Origin of the sequence: Bradyrhizobium sp. BR 1433, assembly GCF_051547665.1 — a bacterium.
Lineage (GTDB): Bacteria > Pseudomonadota > Alphaproteobacteria > Rhizobiales > Xanthobacteraceae > Bradyrhizobium > Bradyrhizobium australafricanum.
Window position 1 is genome coordinate 4119805 of record NZ_JBPUGG010000001.1, and the last position, 17913, is coordinate 4137717.

At 64.8% G+C, this 17913-nt stretch carries 15 protein-coding genes and 2 pseudogenes; 10 read left to right on the forward strand and 7 right to left on the reverse strand.

Going from position 1 to position 17913, the window contains the following annotated elements:
* Nucleotides 1-7 precede the first annotated feature (7 nt).
* The 4 genes and pseudogenes from ACSKB9_RS20130 to ACSKB9_RS20145 all read left to right on the forward strand — a co-directional run bounded on the left by ACSKB9_RS20130 (nucleotide 8) and on the right by ACSKB9_RS20145 (nucleotide 5697).
* On the forward strand, nucleotides 8-1525 hold the full coding sequence (locus tag ACSKB9_RS20130) for an acyl-CoA synthetase (RefSeq protein ID WP_438075217.1): 1518 nt from the start codon (nucleotides 8-10) through the stop codon (nucleotides 1523-1525).
* 104 nt (nucleotides 1526-1629) lie between these two features.
* On the forward strand, nucleotides 1630-2715 hold the full coding sequence (locus tag ACSKB9_RS20135) for a DUF2855 family protein (protein WP_438075219.1): 1086 nt from the start codon (nucleotides 1630-1632) through the stop codon (nucleotides 2713-2715).
* A 111-nt stretch (nucleotides 2716-2826) separates the two neighbouring features.
* Nucleotides 2827-4614, forward strand: coding sequence for a flavin-containing monooxygenase (locus ACSKB9_RS20140; RefSeq protein ID WP_438075221.1), 1788 nt, complete (start codon nucleotides 2827-2829; stop codon nucleotides 4612-4614).
* 106 nt (nucleotides 4615-4720) lie between these two features.
* Nucleotides 4721-5697: pseudogene (locus ACSKB9_RS20145) on the forward strand (peptidyl-alpha-hydroxyglycine alpha-amidating lyase family protein).
* A 109-nt stretch (nucleotides 5698-5806) separates the two neighbouring features.
* Here the strand turns inward: ACSKB9_RS20145 and ACSKB9_RS20150 are convergent.
* Nucleotides 5807-7567: a chloride channel protein gene (locus ACSKB9_RS20150; RefSeq protein WP_253606614.1), complete on the reverse strand. Its 1761-nt coding sequence runs from the start codon at nucleotides 7565-7567 to the stop codon at nucleotides 5807-5809.
* 192 nt (nucleotides 7568-7759) lie between these two features.
* Between ACSKB9_RS20150 and ACSKB9_RS20155 the strand changes: the two genes are divergently transcribed.
* Complete coding sequence (locus tag ACSKB9_RS20155; protein WP_168857820.1) at nucleotides 7760-8317, forward strand: HNH endonuclease; 558 nt, start codon at nucleotides 7760-7762, stop codon at nucleotides 8315-8317.
* A gap of 58 nt (nucleotides 8318-8375) precedes the next feature.
* On the opposite strand, the gene ACSKB9_RS20160 is transcribed toward ACSKB9_RS20155, so the two are convergent.
* The 4 genes from ACSKB9_RS20160 to ACSKB9_RS20175 are packed head-to-tail and all read right to left on the reverse strand — an operon-like array spanning nucleotide 8376 to nucleotide 9271.
* Nucleotides 8376-8588 carry a hypothetical protein gene (locus tag ACSKB9_RS20160; protein ID WP_028333636.1) on the reverse strand — a complete coding sequence of 71 codons (213 nt, stop codon included), beginning with the start codon at nucleotides 8586-8588 and terminating at the stop codon, nucleotides 8376-8378.
* Between the two features lie 29 nt (nucleotides 8589-8617).
* Entirely contained in the window at nucleotides 8618-8854 is a 237-nt protein-coding gene (locus tag ACSKB9_RS20165) for a hypothetical protein (RefSeq protein WP_438075224.1), read from the reverse strand.
* A complete protein-coding gene (locus ACSKB9_RS20170; RefSeq protein WP_438075226.1) occupies nucleotides 8851-9078 on the reverse strand; it encodes a DUF6894 family protein in 228 nt (75 codons plus the stop codon). Before ACSKB9_RS20170 ends, ACSKB9_RS20165 begins: the two co-directional genes overlap by 4 nt.
* Nucleotides 9079-9094: 16 nt before the next feature.
* Nucleotides 9095-9271, reverse strand: coding sequence for a hypothetical protein (locus tag ACSKB9_RS20175; RefSeq protein ID WP_438075228.1), 177 nt, complete (start codon nucleotides 9269-9271; stop codon nucleotides 9095-9097).
* 212 nt (nucleotides 9272-9483) lie between these two features.
* Between ACSKB9_RS20175 and ACSKB9_RS20180 the strand changes: the two are divergent.
* The 4 genes and pseudogenes from ACSKB9_RS20180 (at nucleotide 9484) to ACSKB9_RS20195 (ending at nucleotide 13091) form a co-directional block, all read left to right on the forward strand.
* Nucleotides 9484-9971 (forward strand): annotated as a pseudogene (locus tag ACSKB9_RS20180) (MarR family winged helix-turn-helix transcriptional regulator).
* Nucleotides 9972-9973: 2 nt separating this feature from the next.
* Nucleotides 9974-12025 carry an FUSC family protein gene (locus ACSKB9_RS20185; RefSeq protein ID WP_438075230.1) on the forward strand — a complete coding sequence of 684 codons (2052 nt, stop codon included), beginning with the start codon at nucleotides 9974-9976 and terminating at the stop codon, nucleotides 12023-12025.
* Nucleotides 12022-12228, forward strand: a complete 207-nt coding sequence (locus tag ACSKB9_RS20190) for a DUF1656 domain-containing protein (protein WP_028333641.1) — start codon at nucleotides 12022-12024, stop codon at nucleotides 12226-12228. The genes ACSKB9_RS20185 and ACSKB9_RS20190 overlap by 4 nt, the downstream gene beginning before the upstream one ends.
* Entirely contained in the window at nucleotides 12225-13091 is an 867-nt protein-coding gene (locus ACSKB9_RS20195) for an efflux RND transporter periplasmic adaptor subunit (protein WP_438075233.1), read from the forward strand. Before ACSKB9_RS20190 ends, ACSKB9_RS20195 begins: the two co-directional genes overlap by 4 nt.
* Nucleotides 13092-13144: 53 nt before the next feature.
* On the opposite strand, the gene ACSKB9_RS20200 is transcribed toward ACSKB9_RS20195, so the two are convergent.
* Nucleotides 13145-14008 carry a tetratricopeptide repeat protein gene (locus ACSKB9_RS20200; RefSeq protein WP_438075235.1) on the reverse strand — a complete coding sequence of 288 codons (864 nt, stop codon included), beginning with the start codon at nucleotides 14006-14008 and terminating at the stop codon, nucleotides 13145-13147.
* A 37-nt stretch (nucleotides 14009-14045) separates the two neighbouring features.
* Complete coding sequence (locus ACSKB9_RS20205) at nucleotides 14046-14684, reverse strand: FecR family protein (RefSeq protein WP_253606599.1); 639 nt, start codon at nucleotides 14682-14684, stop codon at nucleotides 14046-14048.
* Nucleotides 14685-15130: 446 nt separating this feature from the next.
* Here ACSKB9_RS20205 and ACSKB9_RS20210 point away from each other — a divergent pair, with 446 nt between their 5' ends.
* Nucleotides 15131-17902 (forward strand): DUF5801 repeats-in-toxin domain-containing protein, encoded by a 2772-nt coding sequence (locus tag ACSKB9_RS20210; RefSeq protein ID WP_438075237.1) that lies wholly within the window; start codon nucleotides 15131-15133, stop codon nucleotides 17900-17902.
* Nucleotides 17903-17913: the final 11 nt, after the last annotated feature.

Consider the following 17913-nt stretch of genomic DNA (forward strand, 5'->3'; position numbering starts at 1 on the left):
GCGCGACATGATCATCAGCGGCGACAGACAGATCAGCTACGGCGACATTCACGCCCGCATCGCGCGGGCGGCCAGCGGCTTCCGGGCGCTTGGCGTGCAGGGCGGCAAGCCGGTCGGCATGATGCTGCGCAACGATTTCGCACTGTTCGAGGTGGTCGCGGCTTCGGCCGCGCTCGGCAGTCCGGTGGTGCCGATCAACTGGCATCTGAAGGCCGACGAGGTCGCCTACATCCTGTCCGACAGCGGCGCCGACACGCTGGTCTGCCACGCCGATCTGCTGCCGCAGATCCGCGACGGCCTGCCGCCGGCAATCAAGCTGCTGGTGGTGACGACGCCACCGGAGATCGCCGCGGCCTACGGCGTGATGCCGGCGCTCACGCGCGTGCCTGAAGGCCTGACCGACTGGGACGTCTGGCGGGAGACGCACCAACCGCTGACCGACGCGCCGATCGGCGCGGCGCCGATGTTCTACACCTCGGGCACAACAGGACTGCCGAAGGGCGTCAAGCGCAAGCCGATGCGGCCCGAGCAGCAGGCGGCGGCCGCGCGGGTCGGCGCCATCACCTATGGCGTCAAGCCGAACGAGGATCAGGTGATCCTGATGAACGGTCCGATGTATCATTCGGCGCCGCACTCCTACGGAATGCTCGCGTTCCGCAACGGCTGCAAGATCGTGCTTGAGCCGCGCTTCGATCCGGAAGATCTGCTGCAACTGATCGAGCGCCACCATGTCACCCACATGCATATGGTGCCGACCATGTTCGTGCGGCTGCTGCGCCTGCCCGAGGAGACGCGGTGCCGCCACGACCTGTCGTCGCTGCGCTTCATCGTCCACGGCGCGGCGCCCTGCCCCGTCGACGTCAAGCGCGCGATGATCGAGTGGTGGGGACCGGTCATCAACGAATATCTCGGCTCGACCGAGACCGGCATCCCGGTCTGGCATTCGTCAGCCGAAGCGCTGGCCAAGCCCGGCACCGTCGGCCGCGCGATCGAGGGCGGCATCGTCAGGATATTCCGGCCCGACGGAACGCAATGCGACGTCGGCGAGCCCGGCGAGATCTTCATGCGCCAGACGGCAATCTCGGATTTCGATTACCACGGCAACGCCAAGGCGCGCGCCGAGGCCGACCGCGACGACCTGATCAGCGTCGGCGATGTCGGCTATCTCGACGCAGACGGCTATCTGTTCCTGTGCGATCGCAAGCGGGACATGGTGATCTCGGGCGGCGTCAACATCTACCCCGCCGAGATCGAGAATGCCCTGATCGGCATGGCAGGCGTCCGCGACTGCGCGGTGTTCGGCGTCCCCGACGACGAGTATGGCGAGCGGCTGTTCGCCTGCGTCGAGCCGGAAGCGGGCAGCACGCTGTCGGTTGCGGCGATCCAGGATTTCCTGCGCGGCAAGCTCGCCAATTTCAAGGTGCCACGAGACATCCGCTTCATGGACGCGCTGCCGCGCGAGGCCACCGGCAAGATCTTCAAGCGCAAGCTGCGCGACCTCTACCGCGAAGGACAGCTTCGCTGAACGATGTGACGGCGAAGCGAACGGCGTTTGAAACTTAGTTGCTGTTGCAAAAGGCCGGCAATCGACGCAACGATGCCGGCGCATCGGAAGCTGGGATCATCGCCATGAACTCGACCGACTTCATCGTCATCCGCAACGACCTGCAGCAGTGCAAGCTGATCGAGACGCTGTTGCCCGATGCCGCGGCGCTGCCGGCCGATGCGCTGCTGGTGAAGGTGACCCGCTTCGCCTTCACCGCCAACAACATCACCTACGCCGTGATCGGCGAGCAGCTGAAATACTGGCATCTGTTCCCGGCGCCCGAAGGCTACGGCATCATCCCGGTGTGGGGCTTTGGCGAGGTGCTGATCTCGAAACATCCGATGATCGCAGCCGGCGAAACGCTGTTCGGCTATTTCCCGATGGCGACCCATCTGGTGATCGAGGCGGCCGACGTCAGCAAGCGCGGCCTGCGCGACGGCGCCGCGCACCGGCAGGAGGTCTCGCCGGTCTACAACGCTTACGCCCGCGTCTCCGGCGATCCGACCTATGCCGGCCGGCAGGGCGATTTCCGCGCACTGCTGCTGCCCTTGTTCATGCTGTCGTTCCTGGTCGACGACGCCCTCGCCGAGAATGCGTTCTACGGCGCCCGCCGCGTCATCCTGTCGTCGGCCTCGAGCAAGACCGCGTTCGGCCTCGCCCATCTCGTGCACAAGCGGGGTATCCCCGTGATCGGGCTGACCTCCAGAGGCAATGTCGATTTCGTCAGCTCGCTCGGCTGCTACGACGAGGTCGTCACCTATGACCAGGTCACTGCGATCCCGTCGGCCGAACCTACAGCCTATGTCGACATGGCCGGCAACAGTGCGCTGCGCGAAAGTCTGCACCGGCACTTCGGCGCGCAGATGGTCTATTCCGGCCGGGTCGGGCTGACGCACCGTGCGAGCGAGCCGGAGGAGCCGACGCTGCCAGGCGCCAAGCCGGTCTGGTTCTTCGCCCCGGACCAGATCCGCAAGCGCGCCAAGGAATGGGGTCCCGGCGGCATCGACCAGCGTTTTGGCGCCGCATGGGCGGAGCTCGTGCCGCATCTGCCGAATTGGCTTGACGTGGTCGAGCGGCGCGGCCCGGCCGCGGTGCGCGAGGCCTATCTCGATACCCTGCAAGGCCGCGTTCCGCCGGATCAAGGCCTGATCCTGTCGCTGGCCGAATAGGCGCTATCTCGTCGCGCCCTTTCTGCACGCCTTCGAATGGGTATAGGCTTCGCGGAAAGGGAACGCCGCCACGAAAATATCAGCAAGGCGGCCGATGACGAGAAACGCTCAATGCTCGACAAGACGGACGATATTTCGGTCGCCGCCGACAATTGGCTCGTGCAGTTCGAAGATGCGCTGGCGAGCCCGGACGATGTGCTGCTGAAGCCACTGTTCCATCCCGACAGCTACTGGCGCGACGTGCTGGCGCTGAGCTGGAACATCCAGACCGTCAACCGGGCCTTCGCAATCATCGAGGAGCTGCCGGCGCATGCGCGTCACAGCGCGCCGCATGACTTCCGCATCGATGCCGATCGCGCCCCGCCCCGACGGGTGACACGCGCCGGCAACCATGCGATCGAGGCGATCTTCAAATTCGAGACGGCGGTTGGCCGCGGCCATGGCATCGTGCGGCTGATCCCCGATGCCGCCGACGACGATCGCCTGAAAGCCTGGACCTTGCTGACGGTGCTCGAGGAGCTGAAGGGTTTTGAGGAGCAGCAGGGCCACACCAGGCCGCGCGGGCAGGCCTATTCGCGCGACTTCCGCGGCCCCAACTGGCTCGACCTGCGCAAGGCATCCGCCGGATATGCCGACCGCGACCCCGACGTGCTGGTGATCGGCGGCGGACAGGCGGGACTTGCGATCGCCGCGCGGCTGCAACAGCTCAAGATCGACGCGCTGATCGTCGACCGCGAGGCGCGCGTCGGCGACAATTGGCGCAAGCGCTATCACGCGCTGACCCTGCACAACCAGGTGCAGGTCAATCACCTGCCCTACATGCCGTTCCCGCCGAACTGGCCGACCTACATCCCGAAGGACAAGCTCGCCAACTGGTTCGAAGCCTATGTCGACGCCATGGAGCTGAACTTCTGGACCGGCACGGAATTTGTCGGCGGCAGCTATGACGATGCGGATGGGCGTTGGACCGTCGAGCTGCGCCGCGCCGACGGCACGACACGGACAATGCAGCCGCGCCATGTCGTGATGGCGACCGGCGTCAGCGGCATTCCCAATCTGCCCGATATCCCCGGCTTGAAAGATTTTTCCGGCAAGATCATGCATTCCAGCCGCTACGAGGACGGCGAGAGCTGGACCGGCAAGCGCGCGCTGGTGATCGGTACCGGCAACAGCGGCCACGACATTGCGCAGGACCTGCATTCCTCGGGCGCCGAGGTCACGCTGGTACAGCGCTCCTCGACGCTGATCACCAATATCGAGCCGTCGGCGCAGCTGGCCTATGCCGCCTACAATGATGGTACGCTCGAGGACAATGATTTGATCGCGACCTCGATGCCGCTCGCGCTCGCCAAACGCAGCCATGTGCTGATGACCGAGCAGTCGAAAGAGCTCGACAAGCCGCTGCTCGACAGCCTCGCGCGCAAGGGCTTCAAGCTTGATTTCGGCGATGGCGGCACCGGCTGGCAGTTCAAATACCTGACCCGCGGCGGCGGCTATTACTTCAACGTCGGTTGCTCCGATCTGGTCGCGAGCGGCGCGGTCGCCCTGCAGCAATTCGCCGACATCGAGACCTTCGTCAGCGAGGGCGCGCGGCTGAAGAACGGCAAGATGATTGAGGCCGACCTGATCGTGCTCGCGACCGGCTACCGGCCGCAGGAAGAGCTGGTGAAGAAGCTGTTCGGCGAGGCGATGACCGCGCGCGTCGGCCCGATCTGGGGCTTTGGCGACGGCCAGGAGCTGCGCAACATGTACACCCGCACGCCGCAGCCCGGCCTGTGGTTCATCGCCGGCAGCCTCGCGCAATGCCGCATCAACTCGCGCTATCTCGCATTGCAGATCAAGGCGATCGAGGAAGGCCTGTTGCCGCGCGACGTCGGGCCACGGGCGGATTTTTCGTAGAAACCTGCCGTCGTTCCGGGATGCGCGAAGCGCAGACCCGGAACCTCGAGATTCCGGGTTCGATGCTGCGCATCGCCCCGGAATGAGGATCTTGGGGAGACATCTTATGCCAACCATCCTGGGCACCGGCGAACACCGCTATCGCGTGGTGGAGAACTTCGCAAAACTCCCCGACGGCTGGAGCCTGACCGATGTTGCCTCCGTCGCGGTCAACAGCAAGGACCGCGTCTACGTTTTCAACCGCGGCGACCATCCGATGGTGGTGCTCGACCGCGAGGGGAATTTCATCAAGAGCTGGGGCGAAGGCGTGTTCTCGCGCGCCCACGGCCTGCATATCGACGCCGACGACAATCTCTATTGCACCGATGACGGCGACCACACCGTGCGCAAATGCTCGACCGACGGCAAGGTGCTGCTGACGATCGGCATCCCGAACAAGCCGGCGCCGTTCATGAGCGGCGAGCCGTTCCATCGCTGCACCCATACCGCGCTGTCGCCGAAGGGCGAGATCTATGTCTCCGATGGCTACGGCAATGCCTGCGTCCACAAATACACGCCGGATGGCAAGTTGATCAAAACCTGGGCGAGCCCGGCACCGATCCCGGCCAGTTCAACATCGTGCACAACATCGCGACCGACGCCGATGGCTGGGTCTACGTCGCCGACCGCGAGAACCATCGCGTCCAGGTGTTCGACGGCAACGGCAGATACGAGACGCAGTGGAACAACCTGCACCGGCCCTGCGCGCTGTGCTGCTGCGGCGGCGGCAAGCGGCCGAACTTCGTGATCGGCGAGCTCGGCCCCGGCATGGCGGTGAATCGCAAGGTGCCCAATCTCGGCCCGCGGCTGTCGATCGTGGATCACACCGGAAAGCGCATCGCGCGCCTCGGCGGCGAGCAAGGCCCCGGCGTCGAGACCGGCAAATTCCTGGCGCCGCACGGCATCGCGCTGGATTCCCGCGGCGACATCTATGTCGGCGAAGTCGGCGTCACCGACTGGAAGACCAGCTTTCCGGACACCGAGATGCCGGCCACGGTGCGCGTGACACGATGCCTGCAGAAGCTGGAGCGCGTGACGGCGTAGCCCTCTACGTTGTCATTGCGAGCACAGCGAAGCAATCCATGCCACAACTCGGGGATAGATGGATCGCTTCGTCGCTTCGCTCCTCGCAATGACGCCGAGGACAGTAAAATCAAATCTCGCCGATCACCTCGCGGCGGCGCTGCTCGGATTCTTCCGCATAGCGCCGCATCGCGTGCGCTTCGGTGAGCAGGCCGATCGGCCGGCGGTCGCCGTCGCCTTCGACCACGGCGAGCGATTCCGCTTCGGCCGCGTCGAACACCGCGATCGCCTCCTGCACGTTCATGCCGGGATGCAGCACCACGTCGGCGTAGCGCAGAATCGCGGCAAGCCCCTTGTCGGCCTCGAGATCCGGCGCGTGCGCTTCGGCGACCAGCGCAAGCCCGGCGTAATGCCCCTCGCCGTCGACCGCGACGACCTGGGTCTTCGAGCCCGGCGGGAATTCCTCGCGGAACGCCTCGATCGGCATCGCGGCGTTCACCGTCGTCATGTCCTGCCGCATCATCTTGCCGACCGTGAGATCGCGAATCCAGCCGATATCGGCGGCGCTGCGGATGGTCTCGCCGCGCAGATGCAATCGCCAGGTCGCGAACGAATAGCCGAACAGCTCGCGCGTGATCGTGGTCGAGATGATGACCGCGACCAGCACCGCGGTCGTGAGCCAGAGGTTGCCGGTGGATTCCAGCGCGATGAACGACATCGTGAGCGGACCGCCGATCACCGAGGCCGACAGCGCGCTCATGCCGATCACCGCATAGGCGTTGGGGTCGAGGTTCAGCCCCGGCCACACGATGTCCACGCCGGCGGCGAACAGCCGGCCGCCGAGCGCGCCCATGAACAGCGTGGCGAAGAACAATCCGCCACGAAAGCCCGAGCCGAGCGAAACGATCGACGCAACCGCCTTCAGCGCGAACACGCCGGCGATGAAGGCAAGCGGCATCGCCACGATGCCCGCGAAGCGCAGCGCGCCGTGGCCCGACGACATCACCTGCGGCGTCAATAGCGCCATCGCGCCGACCGCAAGCCCGCCGAGCGCCGGCCGCAGCGGCGGCCACAGCCGGCTCTTGGTCAGCAGCGCCTCGCACAGTGTCACGCCGCGCATGATCGCAATGCCGGTCAGGGCCGCGACCATGCCGAGCAGCGCGGCGATCGCAAGATCCCGTCCGAGCACATCGCCGACGGTTCCGACGCCGACGCCGAGCGGCAGTGGCTCGAAGGCATGGGCGACGAAGTAGCCGGTCACCGCCGCCACGCCGACCGGGGTCAGGCTGGCCGGCGTATAGCCGCCGATCACAAGTTCGAAAGCGTAGAACGCGCCCGCGAGCGGCGCGCTGAACGCACCGGCGATCGCCGCCGCGGCGCCGCAGCCCACCATGATTCGCTGGTCGTTGCGGCGGAGGTGAAAGCCGCGGCCGAGCGAGGCGGCGAGGCCGCTGGAGAGCTGGGTGTAGCCGGCCTCGAGCCCGACCGAGCCGCCGACGCCGCTCGACCAGATCGTCTGCAGCGCTACGATCACGCTGCCGCGGAACGACATCCGCCCGCCATAAAGCGCGTTGGCCTCGATCGGGTCGATTTCGCGGGCCGGCCGGACCCGGAGCAACAGAAGGAACGCAAATCCCAGCAGCAGGCCGCCGATCGTGGGAACCACGAGCGCGCGCACCGGATCGATGCTGGGCTGGCTCGACAACCGGTCGCCGAGCGGCAGATTGAACAGCACCGAATGCAGCACCGTGACGAGGCCGCTCATGACCGCAACCACGAGGCCGCCAATGGCGCCGATCAGCACCGCCAGCACCACAAGGCTCGTCTCGTGCGCGCGCACGAACGCGCGCAACCGGCGCGGCGCCTCGAGATAGCTTGAGGTCGTGGTCATCGGCAGGGTCCGTCACTGGCCGACAGGGCCTTGCGGCTCCCTTTACGGGCCTCGCGGGCGGGAGGCAATCGGGGCAGGAACATGGCAGGGCGCGGCGGATAAGCCGCTCATTGCTCTTCACAATCCCGTCACGCTGCCTGTAGTATGTGAGTGCATGCTGCTTCGCAGCTAGTGGGAGTTCAGGAGCGTTATTTGAACGCACATGTCTCGCAAGGCGGTTGGCCGGTGCTGGTCTTGAATGCGGACTTCCGGCCGCTGAGTTATTACCCGCTGTCGCTCTGGTCCTGGCAGGACGCGATCAAGGCGGTGTTCCTCGATCGTGTCAACATCGTCGAATATTACGACCGGGCGGTACGAAGTCCTTCCTTCGAAATCCAGCTGCCGAGCGTCGTATCCCTCAAGTCCTTCGTCAAGCCGACCACCCACCCCGCCTTCACCCGGTTCAACGTTTTCCTGCGCGACCGATTCAGCTGCCAGTATTGCCTGTCGGGCGACGATCTCACCTTCGATCACATCATTCCGCGCAGCAAGGGTGGCCAGACCACCTGGGAAAACGTCGTCGCCGCCTGCTCGCCCTGCAATTTGCGCAAGGGCAATCTGACGCCGCAGCAGGCCAGGATGTTTCCGAAGCAGACGCCCTACGCCCCGACTGTGCATCAGCTGCATCGCAACGGCCGGCTGTTTCCGCCGAACTATCTGCACGAGAGCTGGCTCGATTATCTCTACTGGGATACTGAGCTCGATCCGTAGAGCGCGCTGGCGCGCATCGTCGTCACACCGGCTGCAAGCCGTACTGCTGTGATTTGGATCAGGCGGGTCGCTTGGTGAGGGCCGCCTCGCCCTCCTCGCGTCCGGGAACGCTGACGTGGACCTCGTGCCCCATCCTGATCGCCAGAGCCGCGGCGGCCGCCGCTGATTCGAATGCAGCTTCCTTGGTGGCGTATCCGCCGTTGAGATTGCCGTCGTGCAGGACGCCCCATTCCTCGCCGGCCGCAATCACCGCATATTGAGCCAATCCCATCGTCTCCTCCTTGCGCCAGCGGCTCCGCGTCAGGTCTCGTTCCGCTTGTATCTGTCGCGGACGACCTCCTCGTCGGCCTGCACCGCGCGCCTGCTGCGAAAATGGTGTTGAAGCACGCCGAAGATCAAAGCGGTCAGCAGCACGAGCGCTCCGATGCCATAGATGATTTCAAGGCCCATATCCATTCGGTCTCTCCAGGCCTTGTTCTCAAAGCCTTGTTCTCGAAGCCTTGCTCTCTTGCCGCCCGCCGGGGCGGCATCGTTCATCCGCTCTTCTCGGCACTATCGATGCTTTCGCGGTGAATTTCGCGGGCGTCGCTGCCGATCACCGAGATGTAGTAGCCGCGGCCCAGATATTCCTGTCGGGTCTCCGCAAGGTCGATGGCGAGCCGCTTGGCCACCGCAATGGCTTCATCGCGGTCGGCAACCGGCTGACCGGTTGCATCGATCACACGCTCATCATTCACGATCGCGAAATGAAAGGCGGACATTGGCTATCTCCGCGCATCAATGCGTGTTCGATTCACGCCACTTTTCCAGGTCCGGCTTCTCGTCTCCGGAGGCCTTCGCGTCTCCTGAGCGCTGCTCCTTCTCCGGGTTTCCCTTCCACGGCTTGTCGGTTTGCGCGTGGGAACCCCAGTCGCTCGAGCGTCCGGAATCCTGCGTTACCGGCTTTCTGTTCATGACAATCTCCTCAAGAACAGAAGCATCTGTATCCCGATGTGTTCCTAACCCGCCGCGCTCAAGGTCCGCCCGCAACCGAGCATAACCAGCGCATCGAGGTCGATCCCGCAGCAGTATTGACGCTTCCTCACGCAGGATCGCATTCGCGTGATCGTCCGCGATGTTCGCAGTATATCATTGCCTCCTAATAGTTCGTATCCTATCTAATTTGCATGCCGCCTTCGCAGTCCCATATCCACGCCGAGATCGGCCGCCTGGTGACCAGGCTGGCCCGGATCTGGCGCCGCGAGTCGGATCAGGCCTTGTCCGACCACGGACTATCCTACGCGACGGCGATTCCACTGCTGGTGTTGTCGCGCCGGGGGAGAACGTCCGGCAAGGCGTGCTGGCGGATGAATTGGGAATCGAGGGGCCTTCACTGGTGCGGCTGATCGATCTGCTGCAGTCCGAAGGCCTGGTCGAGCGTCGCGAGGACCCGACCGACCGGCGCGCCAAGACGCTGCATCTCACCGCGGCCGGCGGAGCCAAGGTCGAGGAGATCAATCGGGTGCTGCGTCGCGTACGGGCCAGCCTGCTGAAGGATATCGGCAGCGCGGAACTTGCGGTAACCTTCGAGACGCTGCAGCTCATCGAGCAGCGGGCGAGCCGCCTGCAGGACGCCAGGACTGCGCCAGCCAGGACTGCTCCAGAGGCGAAATAGTCATGCGCGCGGAAGAGCCGTTCCTGGTCCGCCACGCGGATCTCATCTTCGCGTTGAAGACGTTCGCGGCGTCGATGCTGGCGCTTGTCATCGCCCTGGCGATCGATCTGCCGCGTCCCTATTGGGCGATGGCGACGGTCTACATCACCTCGCAGCCGCTGGCCGGCGCGACCAGCTCGAAGGCGTTCTTCCGCGTGATCGGTACGCTGGTCGGCGCGAGCGTCACGGTCGCCCTGGTGCCGAACCTGGTCAATGCACCGGAGCTACTGTGCCTCGCGATCGCGCTCTGGGTCGGGCTCTGCCTTTATCTGTCGCTGCTCGACGGCACGCCGCGCAGCTATGTCTTCATGCTGGGCGGATATACTGTCGCATTGATCGGCTTTCCGTCGGTGGCCGAACCGGGCAGCATCTTCGATGTAGCGCTGGCACGGGTCGAGGAGATCTCGCTCGGCATCATCTGTGCGAGCCTGGTGTCGACGGTGGTGTTTCCCCGCAGCGTCGCGCCGGCGGTCGGCGGCCGCATCAGGAGCTGGCTGTCGGATGCGCGCCGTCTGTCACGCGACGTGCTGCTTGACCGTGGGACCGGCGAGACGCGCCGGGCCCAACGCCTCCGTCTTGCGACCGACATCGTCGAGATCGATACGCTGGCGACCCATGTCGCCTATGACCGGCTGGCCGACGCCGGCACCGTGCGTGGCCTCGGCGAGGTCCGGCTGCGCATGCTGATGCTGTTGCCGATCATCACGTCGATCGAGGACCGGCTTGCCGCACTAGGCGAAGCGGCGCTGCGACGGCAACCGGAACTGCAACGGCTGATCGGCGATATCGCCGCATGGATCGTGGACGAGGACCGCCAGCGGCAATCCGGCGAGCAGATCCGCACCGCAATCGCCGAGCGGCGATCTGCGCTCGACGGCATCGCGCCGCGGGAGCGCATCATCACGATCAGCCTGCTGCTCCGGCTGCGCGAGCTTGTCGACATCTCGGCCGACTGCCGCGCGCTGGGCGATGCGATCGCCGCGGGCCGGGATATCTCCACCGTCCCGCTGACGTTCCACCCGGAGTCGGGGGCCGCACCGGTCCGTCATCGCGACCACGGCATGGCGCTGTGGTCGGCCGCGGGCGCGGCGGTCGCCATCCTGATCTGCTGCGGCCTGTGGATTGCGACCGGCTGGGCCGATGGCGCCTCGGCGCCGATGATGGCGGCGGTCGCCTGCTCCTTCTTCGCCGCACAGGACGAGCCTGCGCGCAGCATCCGGGCCTTCGGCCTGTTTTCACTGGTCGCGATCGTCATCGTCGCAATCTATCAGTTCGCGCTGGTGCCCGGCATCTCCCATGTCGAGGTCCTGATCGCGGCACTGGCGCCGACCTTCCTCCTGTACGGCTTTTTGATCGCACGACCCAAGACCGCGCCGATCGGCATGGCGCTCGCCGCCAACACCGCGACGCTGCTCGCGCTGCAATCGACCTACAGCGCGGATTTCGCCAGTTTCGCCAACACGTCGGTCGCCTTCTTCCTCGGTGTTGTGATCGCGGAGATCGTAACGCGGATCGCGCGCGGCGTCGGCGCCGAATGGATCGCCAAGCGGCTGATGACGTCGAGTTGGCAGGCGCTCGCGGTCGCGGCCGAGCGGCGCGGCCACGGCGATCGCGCGCAGTTTGCCGGCCTGATGCTGCATCGGCTCGGACTATTGGTCCAGCGGATCGCCTTCATCTCCGAGAGCGACCGCCGCGATGCCGACAGCCTGGTCCAGCTCCGCATCGGGCTCAACATCATCGACCTCAGGCGGGCCCGCTACGGCCTCGCCGCAGTGACCGTGCGTGCCATCGACGATATGCTCGACGACCTCGCGGCGGCGTTTCGCGCCCGTGCGGACCAGGCAATGCCGGCCGAACTGTTGTCATGCATCGATGCGGCGCTGACCGCGGTCGTCAAGGACCCCAATGAGCGCGCGCGGGACGATGCATTGCTCGGTCTCGTCGGCATCCGCCGCAGCCTGTTTCCGGATGCACCCGCGTATCGATCGCAACCCGAGGAGAGTTTCGCCGCATGAGATATGAGCTCGACATTTATGGCGTGCTCGTTCCGGCGCTGCTGCTGTGGCTCATAGTTGCCTATGCGCTGAGCGCGGTGGTGAGCCGGATCATGCAGCGCTTCGGATTCTACCGGCTGGTCTGGCATCGCGCGCTGTTCAATTTCGCCCTGTACGTATGCCTGCTCGGCGTCGTGGTTTATCTTTCGGAGTTTCTACCATGAAAGCGAATTTCGCCTGGCTCGGCCGGGTTGCGCTGACCGCGGTCGCCGTCGTCGCCGCGCTCGCTGTCGCTCGCGCACTCTGGGTTTACTATATGGAATCGCCATGGACCCGCGACGGCCGGGTCCGCGCCGACGTGATCCAGGTGGCCCCCGACGTCTCGGGCTTCGTCACCGACGTGCTGGTCAGGGACAATCAGCCGGTGCATCGCGGCGACATCCTGTTCCGGATCGATCGCGCACGCTTTGCCCTGGCGCTGAAGCAGGCCGATGCTGTGGTCGCCGGCCATCGCGCGACGCTGGATCAGGCCGACGCCGACCTCAAACGCTACAGCTCGCTGACCACCGATGCGGTGTCGCAGCAGAAGCAGGAGCAGGTTCTGGCGACGCAGCTGCAGGCCAAGGCGGCCTATGACAAGGCGGTCGCCGACCGCGCGGTCGCTCAGCTCAATCTGGATCGCAGCGAGGTGCACGCTTCGGTGAACGGCACCATCACCAATATGGACCTGCGGCCGGGCGCCTACGTCACCGCCGGCAAGGGCGTGATGGCGCTGGTCGACACCGACACGCTGCATGTGGAAGGCTATTTCGAGGAGACCAAGCTCGCGCGCATTCGCGTCGGCGACAAGGCGCAGATCCGGCTGATGGGCGAGCCGGTGCGGCTCACCGGACATGTCGAGAGCATTGCGGCCGGCATCGAGGATCGCGACCGCGCGGCCGGCGCGAGCCTGCTCGCAAACGTCAATCCGACCTTCAGCTGGGTTCGGCTCGCACAGCGCATCCCCGTGCGCATCGCGCTGGACCACCTGCCGGATCGCATCGCGCTGGTCGCCGGCCGTTCGGCGACGGTCGAGATCATGGACTAGCCGGCCGGCCGGGGCGCATCCGCGGCGATAGCATCAAGTCGTCGACCACTCGCCTATCGCACGCCGTAGCGTGTGAAATCGTCGCCGATGCTGCCCTGGATCGCCTTGGCCGCCGCCATGTCGGTATTGCCGCCAGCCTTGTCACCCTGCTTCACCTTCGCCAGGCCGCGGCCATAAAGTGCACTTGCGAGCTTGGGATCGATGCGAAGTGCGGAGCTGTAGTCGGCGATCGCCGCGCCGAGCTCGCCGGTCTTCAGATAGATCAGGCCACGCGAGTCATACGTCGCGGCGTTGGCTGACGCCGATTGAAGGGCCTTGTTGCAATCTTCCAGCGCCGCCTGCAATTCGCCGAGGATGGCCCGGCTCCAGCAGCGTCCGTTCCACACCCCGTCGAGCTTCGGCTCGAGCCGAATTGCCTCATCGTAGTCCTGCGCCGCGCGCGCATAATCGTTCTTCTTCAAATAGGCGCCGGCGCGGTTGGCGAAGGCCTCGCCGTAGTTCGGGTTGAGCTTGATCGCCTGATCGAAGGCGTCGGTCGCGCGATCATATTCGCGCTTCCTGAGATAGGCCACGCCGCGGTTGTTGAACGGCTTGGTGTAGGTCGGATTGAGCTCGATCGATCGATCGAAATCCCGGATGGCGCCGTCATAGTCTCCCTTGGCGGCGTAGGCGTTGCCACGGTTGTTGTAGGCGATCGCGAGGCCAGCCTGGGTCATGTCCTGCCCCGCATCGATCAGCGCCGTGCAGGCAGCAATGCGCGCGTCGGCCGGTGTGCGATCGAGGCCGCTGCACAATCCGATAGTGCGGAGATAGCTATCCTTCTTCGGGTTCTGCGCGACCGCCGGCAACACTGGGAGCGTCGCAACGAGGAGCGATATCAGGCTGACAATTGCGCCGGCGCTTGCACGAAGTTTCATATCGGGCCTTGCTTGCACGAAACTGGCTGCGCCTGGCCTAGCACCCTCGACAGATGTTGGGATTGAACTTGTGAAGGGTGTTTTGCTCAGGTTGCTGCGGCGTTCGAGTCCCGACCTTCCTGACCTTGCTCTTGCCCTCTTCAACGAGCGTGGCGAACCTCACCGTTCCATCGTCCGATATCTCGATGCGTGGCGTGGTGCCTCGAATGCCCATCGTTGCGACAGGGGTGTCGATCTTCATGTCTCCGGTCTTCGCAATGTTGCCGGCAACGAAGGTGAACGTCCCATTGGTCAGTTTGAGCAAGGTCGAGTTCGACTTGCCGTTCGGGTCGTACACGAACTCGGTCATCGCCATCTTGGCGTTGCTCGACAGATTAAACGAAGTGCCGTCGGAGAAATTGATCCCGACGCGTCCGTCAGCTCCAGTTTGCACCACGTCGCCCAGATACACGGGGTCGCCGACCTGCGCCTGAGGCAGTTTGCCGGGCAGCCCTGCCTGAACGACGACTGCATTCGGATGCTCGATCGTGACCGAACCCGTGGCGGCTACGACCCTTCCGATGAATTTCAATTGGATATTGTCCGGTTCGGTTTGCGCCTGGACCTGGCCGGACGTGAGCGTTGCGAGCGCCAGGACGAAGCTTGCAAGCAATTGAACAATCAAATGGATGCGCACGATCCCCTCCTCGAAAAGGTCTTGTCGTGCCGGGGCTCGATGGGTGACCGGGACCACCGGGCCGAGACCGCAGGACCTTGAGTGCCAGACGAGTTGTCGCAGACAGGCCTAAATGCCTGACGCAGTTCGACTAAAAATTAATAAGTGGACAATTTGCATGGTAATCATACTATTAATTTTGCGGGGCTGCACGCGCGATAAAGGACAGCTGTTCTGTCCTTTTTGTAAGGCTCCCCCGCAGTATTGGAATTCCATTTTTACTGCCGAATTTGGTTTCAATCAGGACGTTTCAGCGGACAAGCCTATGGCTGACGGCGCGTGGTTTTTCGCCGCGTGGCCGAACCAAGCCAAAATAAAAAGACTGCGGCGCCACTTTCCGCTCGAACTGCCCAACAGGCAAAAAGCCAATGTCAGTTGCGTCCGGCGTAGAGTTCGGGGACGCGTGCATGGCCGTTTTGGGCCAGCCGCCCCGCGTAGTTGGCACTGTTCGGACGGCGATCGGCTGCGGCACGATCGCGGGTGCCCGCGGCATACCGATTCAAATCGTAGCTGGCGATCCCGTTCGCCAGGGTGACGTCATCGAGGTCGGAGCCGGCGGGCGGATCGAAATCCGCCTGGTCGATGGCAGGGTGCTCAATTTGCCGGCCGGCACCCGGCTGGAGTTGGACATCGCGCAGGACCCCAGCGGGGGCTTGCGGCCGGGCCTGTTCGCGAAAACCAGAAGCCTCGTCCGCCTCATCGGCAGCCGGCTCGCAGGGTCTGGTGTCCTGACGGCGGACACACCGGTTGGCACCATCCGCGCCAGCGGCCTCGGCATGCTGTCGCTGGCCGCCCTGACCTTCTCGCTGCTGGAGGACGCCCGAGCCGCGGAGCCGAACGTCACGCTCCTAGACGACGACAACATCAAATACAAGGACCTCCACCACGGCGTGTTCGAACTCGTCACCAAGGAGGCGATCCCCCGTCACATCATCGTCGAGGATCCCGAAGAGACGATCATCCTGAGCAGAAGAGGCTCCTCCGTCGGCGTGAACCATGCCACGAATTCCCCTTCGCACATGGAGGAATTACGGGAGGCCCAACAGGAGACCCTTGCCTATTTCGAGAAAGGACCGGCATCGAAAGGATCCGGCATGCCTGCTCTCGAAGGCGGACAACTGCTGCTGCCGATCAATTTTATTCAGCAGTCCCCGCTGTCGCCGGTGCAAGATACGCTCGGGCCGCTCCCGGTAGCGACCTTCGCGAAAAATGATCTCTTCAAGCTGCCGCCGGTTCCGCCGAAGCTGAACCTCGGAGCGGGGCCGACTGAAATCGATACGGTGATATTTGACGACTTCAATGCGGCGAGCGGGACCTTTTCCGCGAGCAGCATCAAGGGCGGCGCACTGAAATTCGGCATCAGCGGAGGCGCCACAGGCGATACGGTGCTGGGACAGGCGACATACGACGTGTCGAGCGTCGGTACTTTTGGCACGCTCTATCTCAACAGCGCGACCGGAAGCTACACCTTCGTTCCGAACAATACCGCAATCAACGCGCTGAAGGCCAACACGACCCAGAGCTTCGTGATCACGGTCTCGGACGGCGCGCTTTCGGCCAGCGAGAGCTTCGACATCAGCATCCTGGGCGCCGACGACGCCTCCATCATCTCCGGCACCATGGCCGGCGCGGTGGTGGGTGCGGTCGGCGTCAGTCATGCCTCGCCCGGCCTGCTCATCGCAAAGGGCACGCTCACCGACACCGATGTCGACGATCCCGCCAATACCTTCACCGCCGTGAACGCGCCGACGACAAGCGCAGGTGGCTACGGCTCATTCACGCTCACAACGGCCGGCGTGTGGACCTATACGCTCGACAACGCCAACAGCTCCGTGCAAGCCCTCCATGTCGGCAACACGCTGACCGACAGCTTCACGGTGACCACGATCGGCGGAACCCCGCAGACGGTGACACTCACCATCCACGGCCCGCTGATCGAGGTTGGGACCACGCCATCGCTGACGTTGAGCGAGACCCATCTGACAGCGACGACGCTGGACGACAACATCGCCGGCTCGGCACCGGACGCCGCGCTGACGACGACATCAGGCGAGTTCTCGGCGGCATTCGTCACCGAACCGGGTCTGACGGTCAGCTACGCACTGACGATCACCGGCGGCAACGGTACGGCGTCAGGGCTGATCGATTCGCATACCGGCCTCGCCGACCTGCTGGTTCTGAACGGCAACACCATCGAAGGCCATGTCGGCACAGCAAGCGGGGCGCTCGCGTTCACCATCACGGTTGACCCGGCCACGGGCCGCGTGACCTTCGTCGAGCACCGCGCGGTCGAACAATCGTCGGGCACCAGCCCTGACAGCGGCGAAGGGATCGCGCTGGGGACCGGCCTCGTCAACCTGATCGCGACGGTCACGGAGAGCGACGGCCAGTACCAGGATCTAAGCATCGATCTCGGCAAGCAGCTGACAATCACGGACGACGGCCCGCGCATCGAGGCGGCGGGCACAGCTCCATCGCTGACGCTGAGTGAGACGCATCTGACGGCAACGGCGCTGGACGACCACATCGCCGGCACGGCGCCGGACGCGGCGCTGACGACGACTTCCGCCGATTTCTCGACGGCGTTCACTTCGGTGCAAGGCGCCGATGGCGCGACCATCCGCTACGCGCTGACCATCACCGGCGGCAACGGCACGGCGTCGGGGCTGATCGACTCGCATACCGGCCTCGCTGACCTGCTGGTTCTGAACGGCAACACGATCGAAGGCCGCGTCGGCGCGACCAACGGCACACTGGCGTTCACCATTACGCTCGATCCGGCCACGGGACGCGTGACCTTCACCGACTACCGGCCGGTGGAGCAACCGCTCGGCACCAGCCCGGACAGCGGCGAAGCCGTATCGCTGGCCGCGGGCATCGTGAGCCTGACTGCCACGATCACGGACAAGGACGGCGACTTCCAGAGCGCCGGCCTCGACCTCGGCAGCAGGCTGACCATCAGCGACGATGGCCCCTGCATCCGGGCCAATTGCACCGCTCCGTCGCTGACGCTGAGCGAGACGCACCTGACGGCAACGGCACTGGACGACCATGTCGCGGGCTCGGCACCGGACGCCGCGCTGACGAAAATTTCTGCCGATTTCTCGACGGCGTTCACCTCGCTCCAGGGCGCCGACGGCGCGACGAACTCACTATGCACTGTCGATCAACGGAGGTGACTGCACCCCAT

Bases quoted from the DNA above. Each gene is read 5' to 3' on its own strand.
- ACSKB9_RS20170 (WP_438075226.1), bottom strand. From the start codon at position 9,078: ATGTCCGCCTTTCATTTCGCGATCGTGAATGATGAGCGTGTGATCGAT.
- ACSKB9_RS20150 (WP_253606614.1), bottom strand. From the start codon at position 7,567: ATGACCACGACCTCAAGCTATCTCGAGGCGCCGCGCCGGTTGCGCGCG.
- ACSKB9_RS20195 (WP_438075233.1), top strand. From the start codon at position 12,225: ATGAAAGCGAATTTCGCCTGGCTCGGCCGGGTTGCGCTGACCGCGGTC.
- ACSKB9_RS20210 (WP_438075237.1), top strand. From the start codon at position 15,131: ATGGCCGTTTTGGGCCAGCCGCCCCGCGTAGTTGGCACTGTTCGGACG.
- ACSKB9_RS20135 (WP_438075219.1), top strand. From the start codon at position 1,630: ATGAACTCGACCGACTTCATCGTCATCCGCAACGACCTGCAGCAGTGC.
- ACSKB9_RS20200 (WP_438075235.1), bottom strand. From the start codon at position 14,008: ATGAAACTTCGTGCAAGCGCCGGCGCAATTGTCAGCCTGATATCGCTC.
- ACSKB9_RS20185 (WP_438075230.1), top strand. From the start codon at position 9,974: ATGCGCGCGGAAGAGCCGTTCCTGGTCCGCCACGCGGATCTCATCTTC.
- ACSKB9_RS20175 (WP_438075228.1), bottom strand. From the start codon at position 9,271: ATGAACAGAAAGCCGGTAACGCAGGATTCCGGACGCTCGAGCGACTGG.
- ACSKB9_RS20140 (WP_438075221.1), top strand. From the start codon at position 2,827: ATGCTCGACAAGACGGACGATATTTCGGTCGCCGCCGACAATTGGCTC.
- ACSKB9_RS20160 (WP_028333636.1), bottom strand. From the start codon at position 8,588: ATGGGATTGGCTCAATATGCGGTGATTGCGGCCGGCGAGGAATGGGGC.
- ACSKB9_RS20165 (WP_438075224.1), bottom strand. From the start codon at position 8,854: ATGAACGATGCCGCCCCGGCGGGCGGCAAGAGAGCAAGGCTTCGAGAA.
- ACSKB9_RS20130 (WP_438075217.1), top strand. From the start codon at position 8: ATGATCATCAGCGGCGACAGACAGATCAGCTACGGCGACATTCACGCC.
- ACSKB9_RS20190 (WP_028333641.1), top strand. From the start codon at position 12,022: ATGAGATATGAGCTCGACATTTATGGCGTGCTCGTTCCGGCGCTGCTG.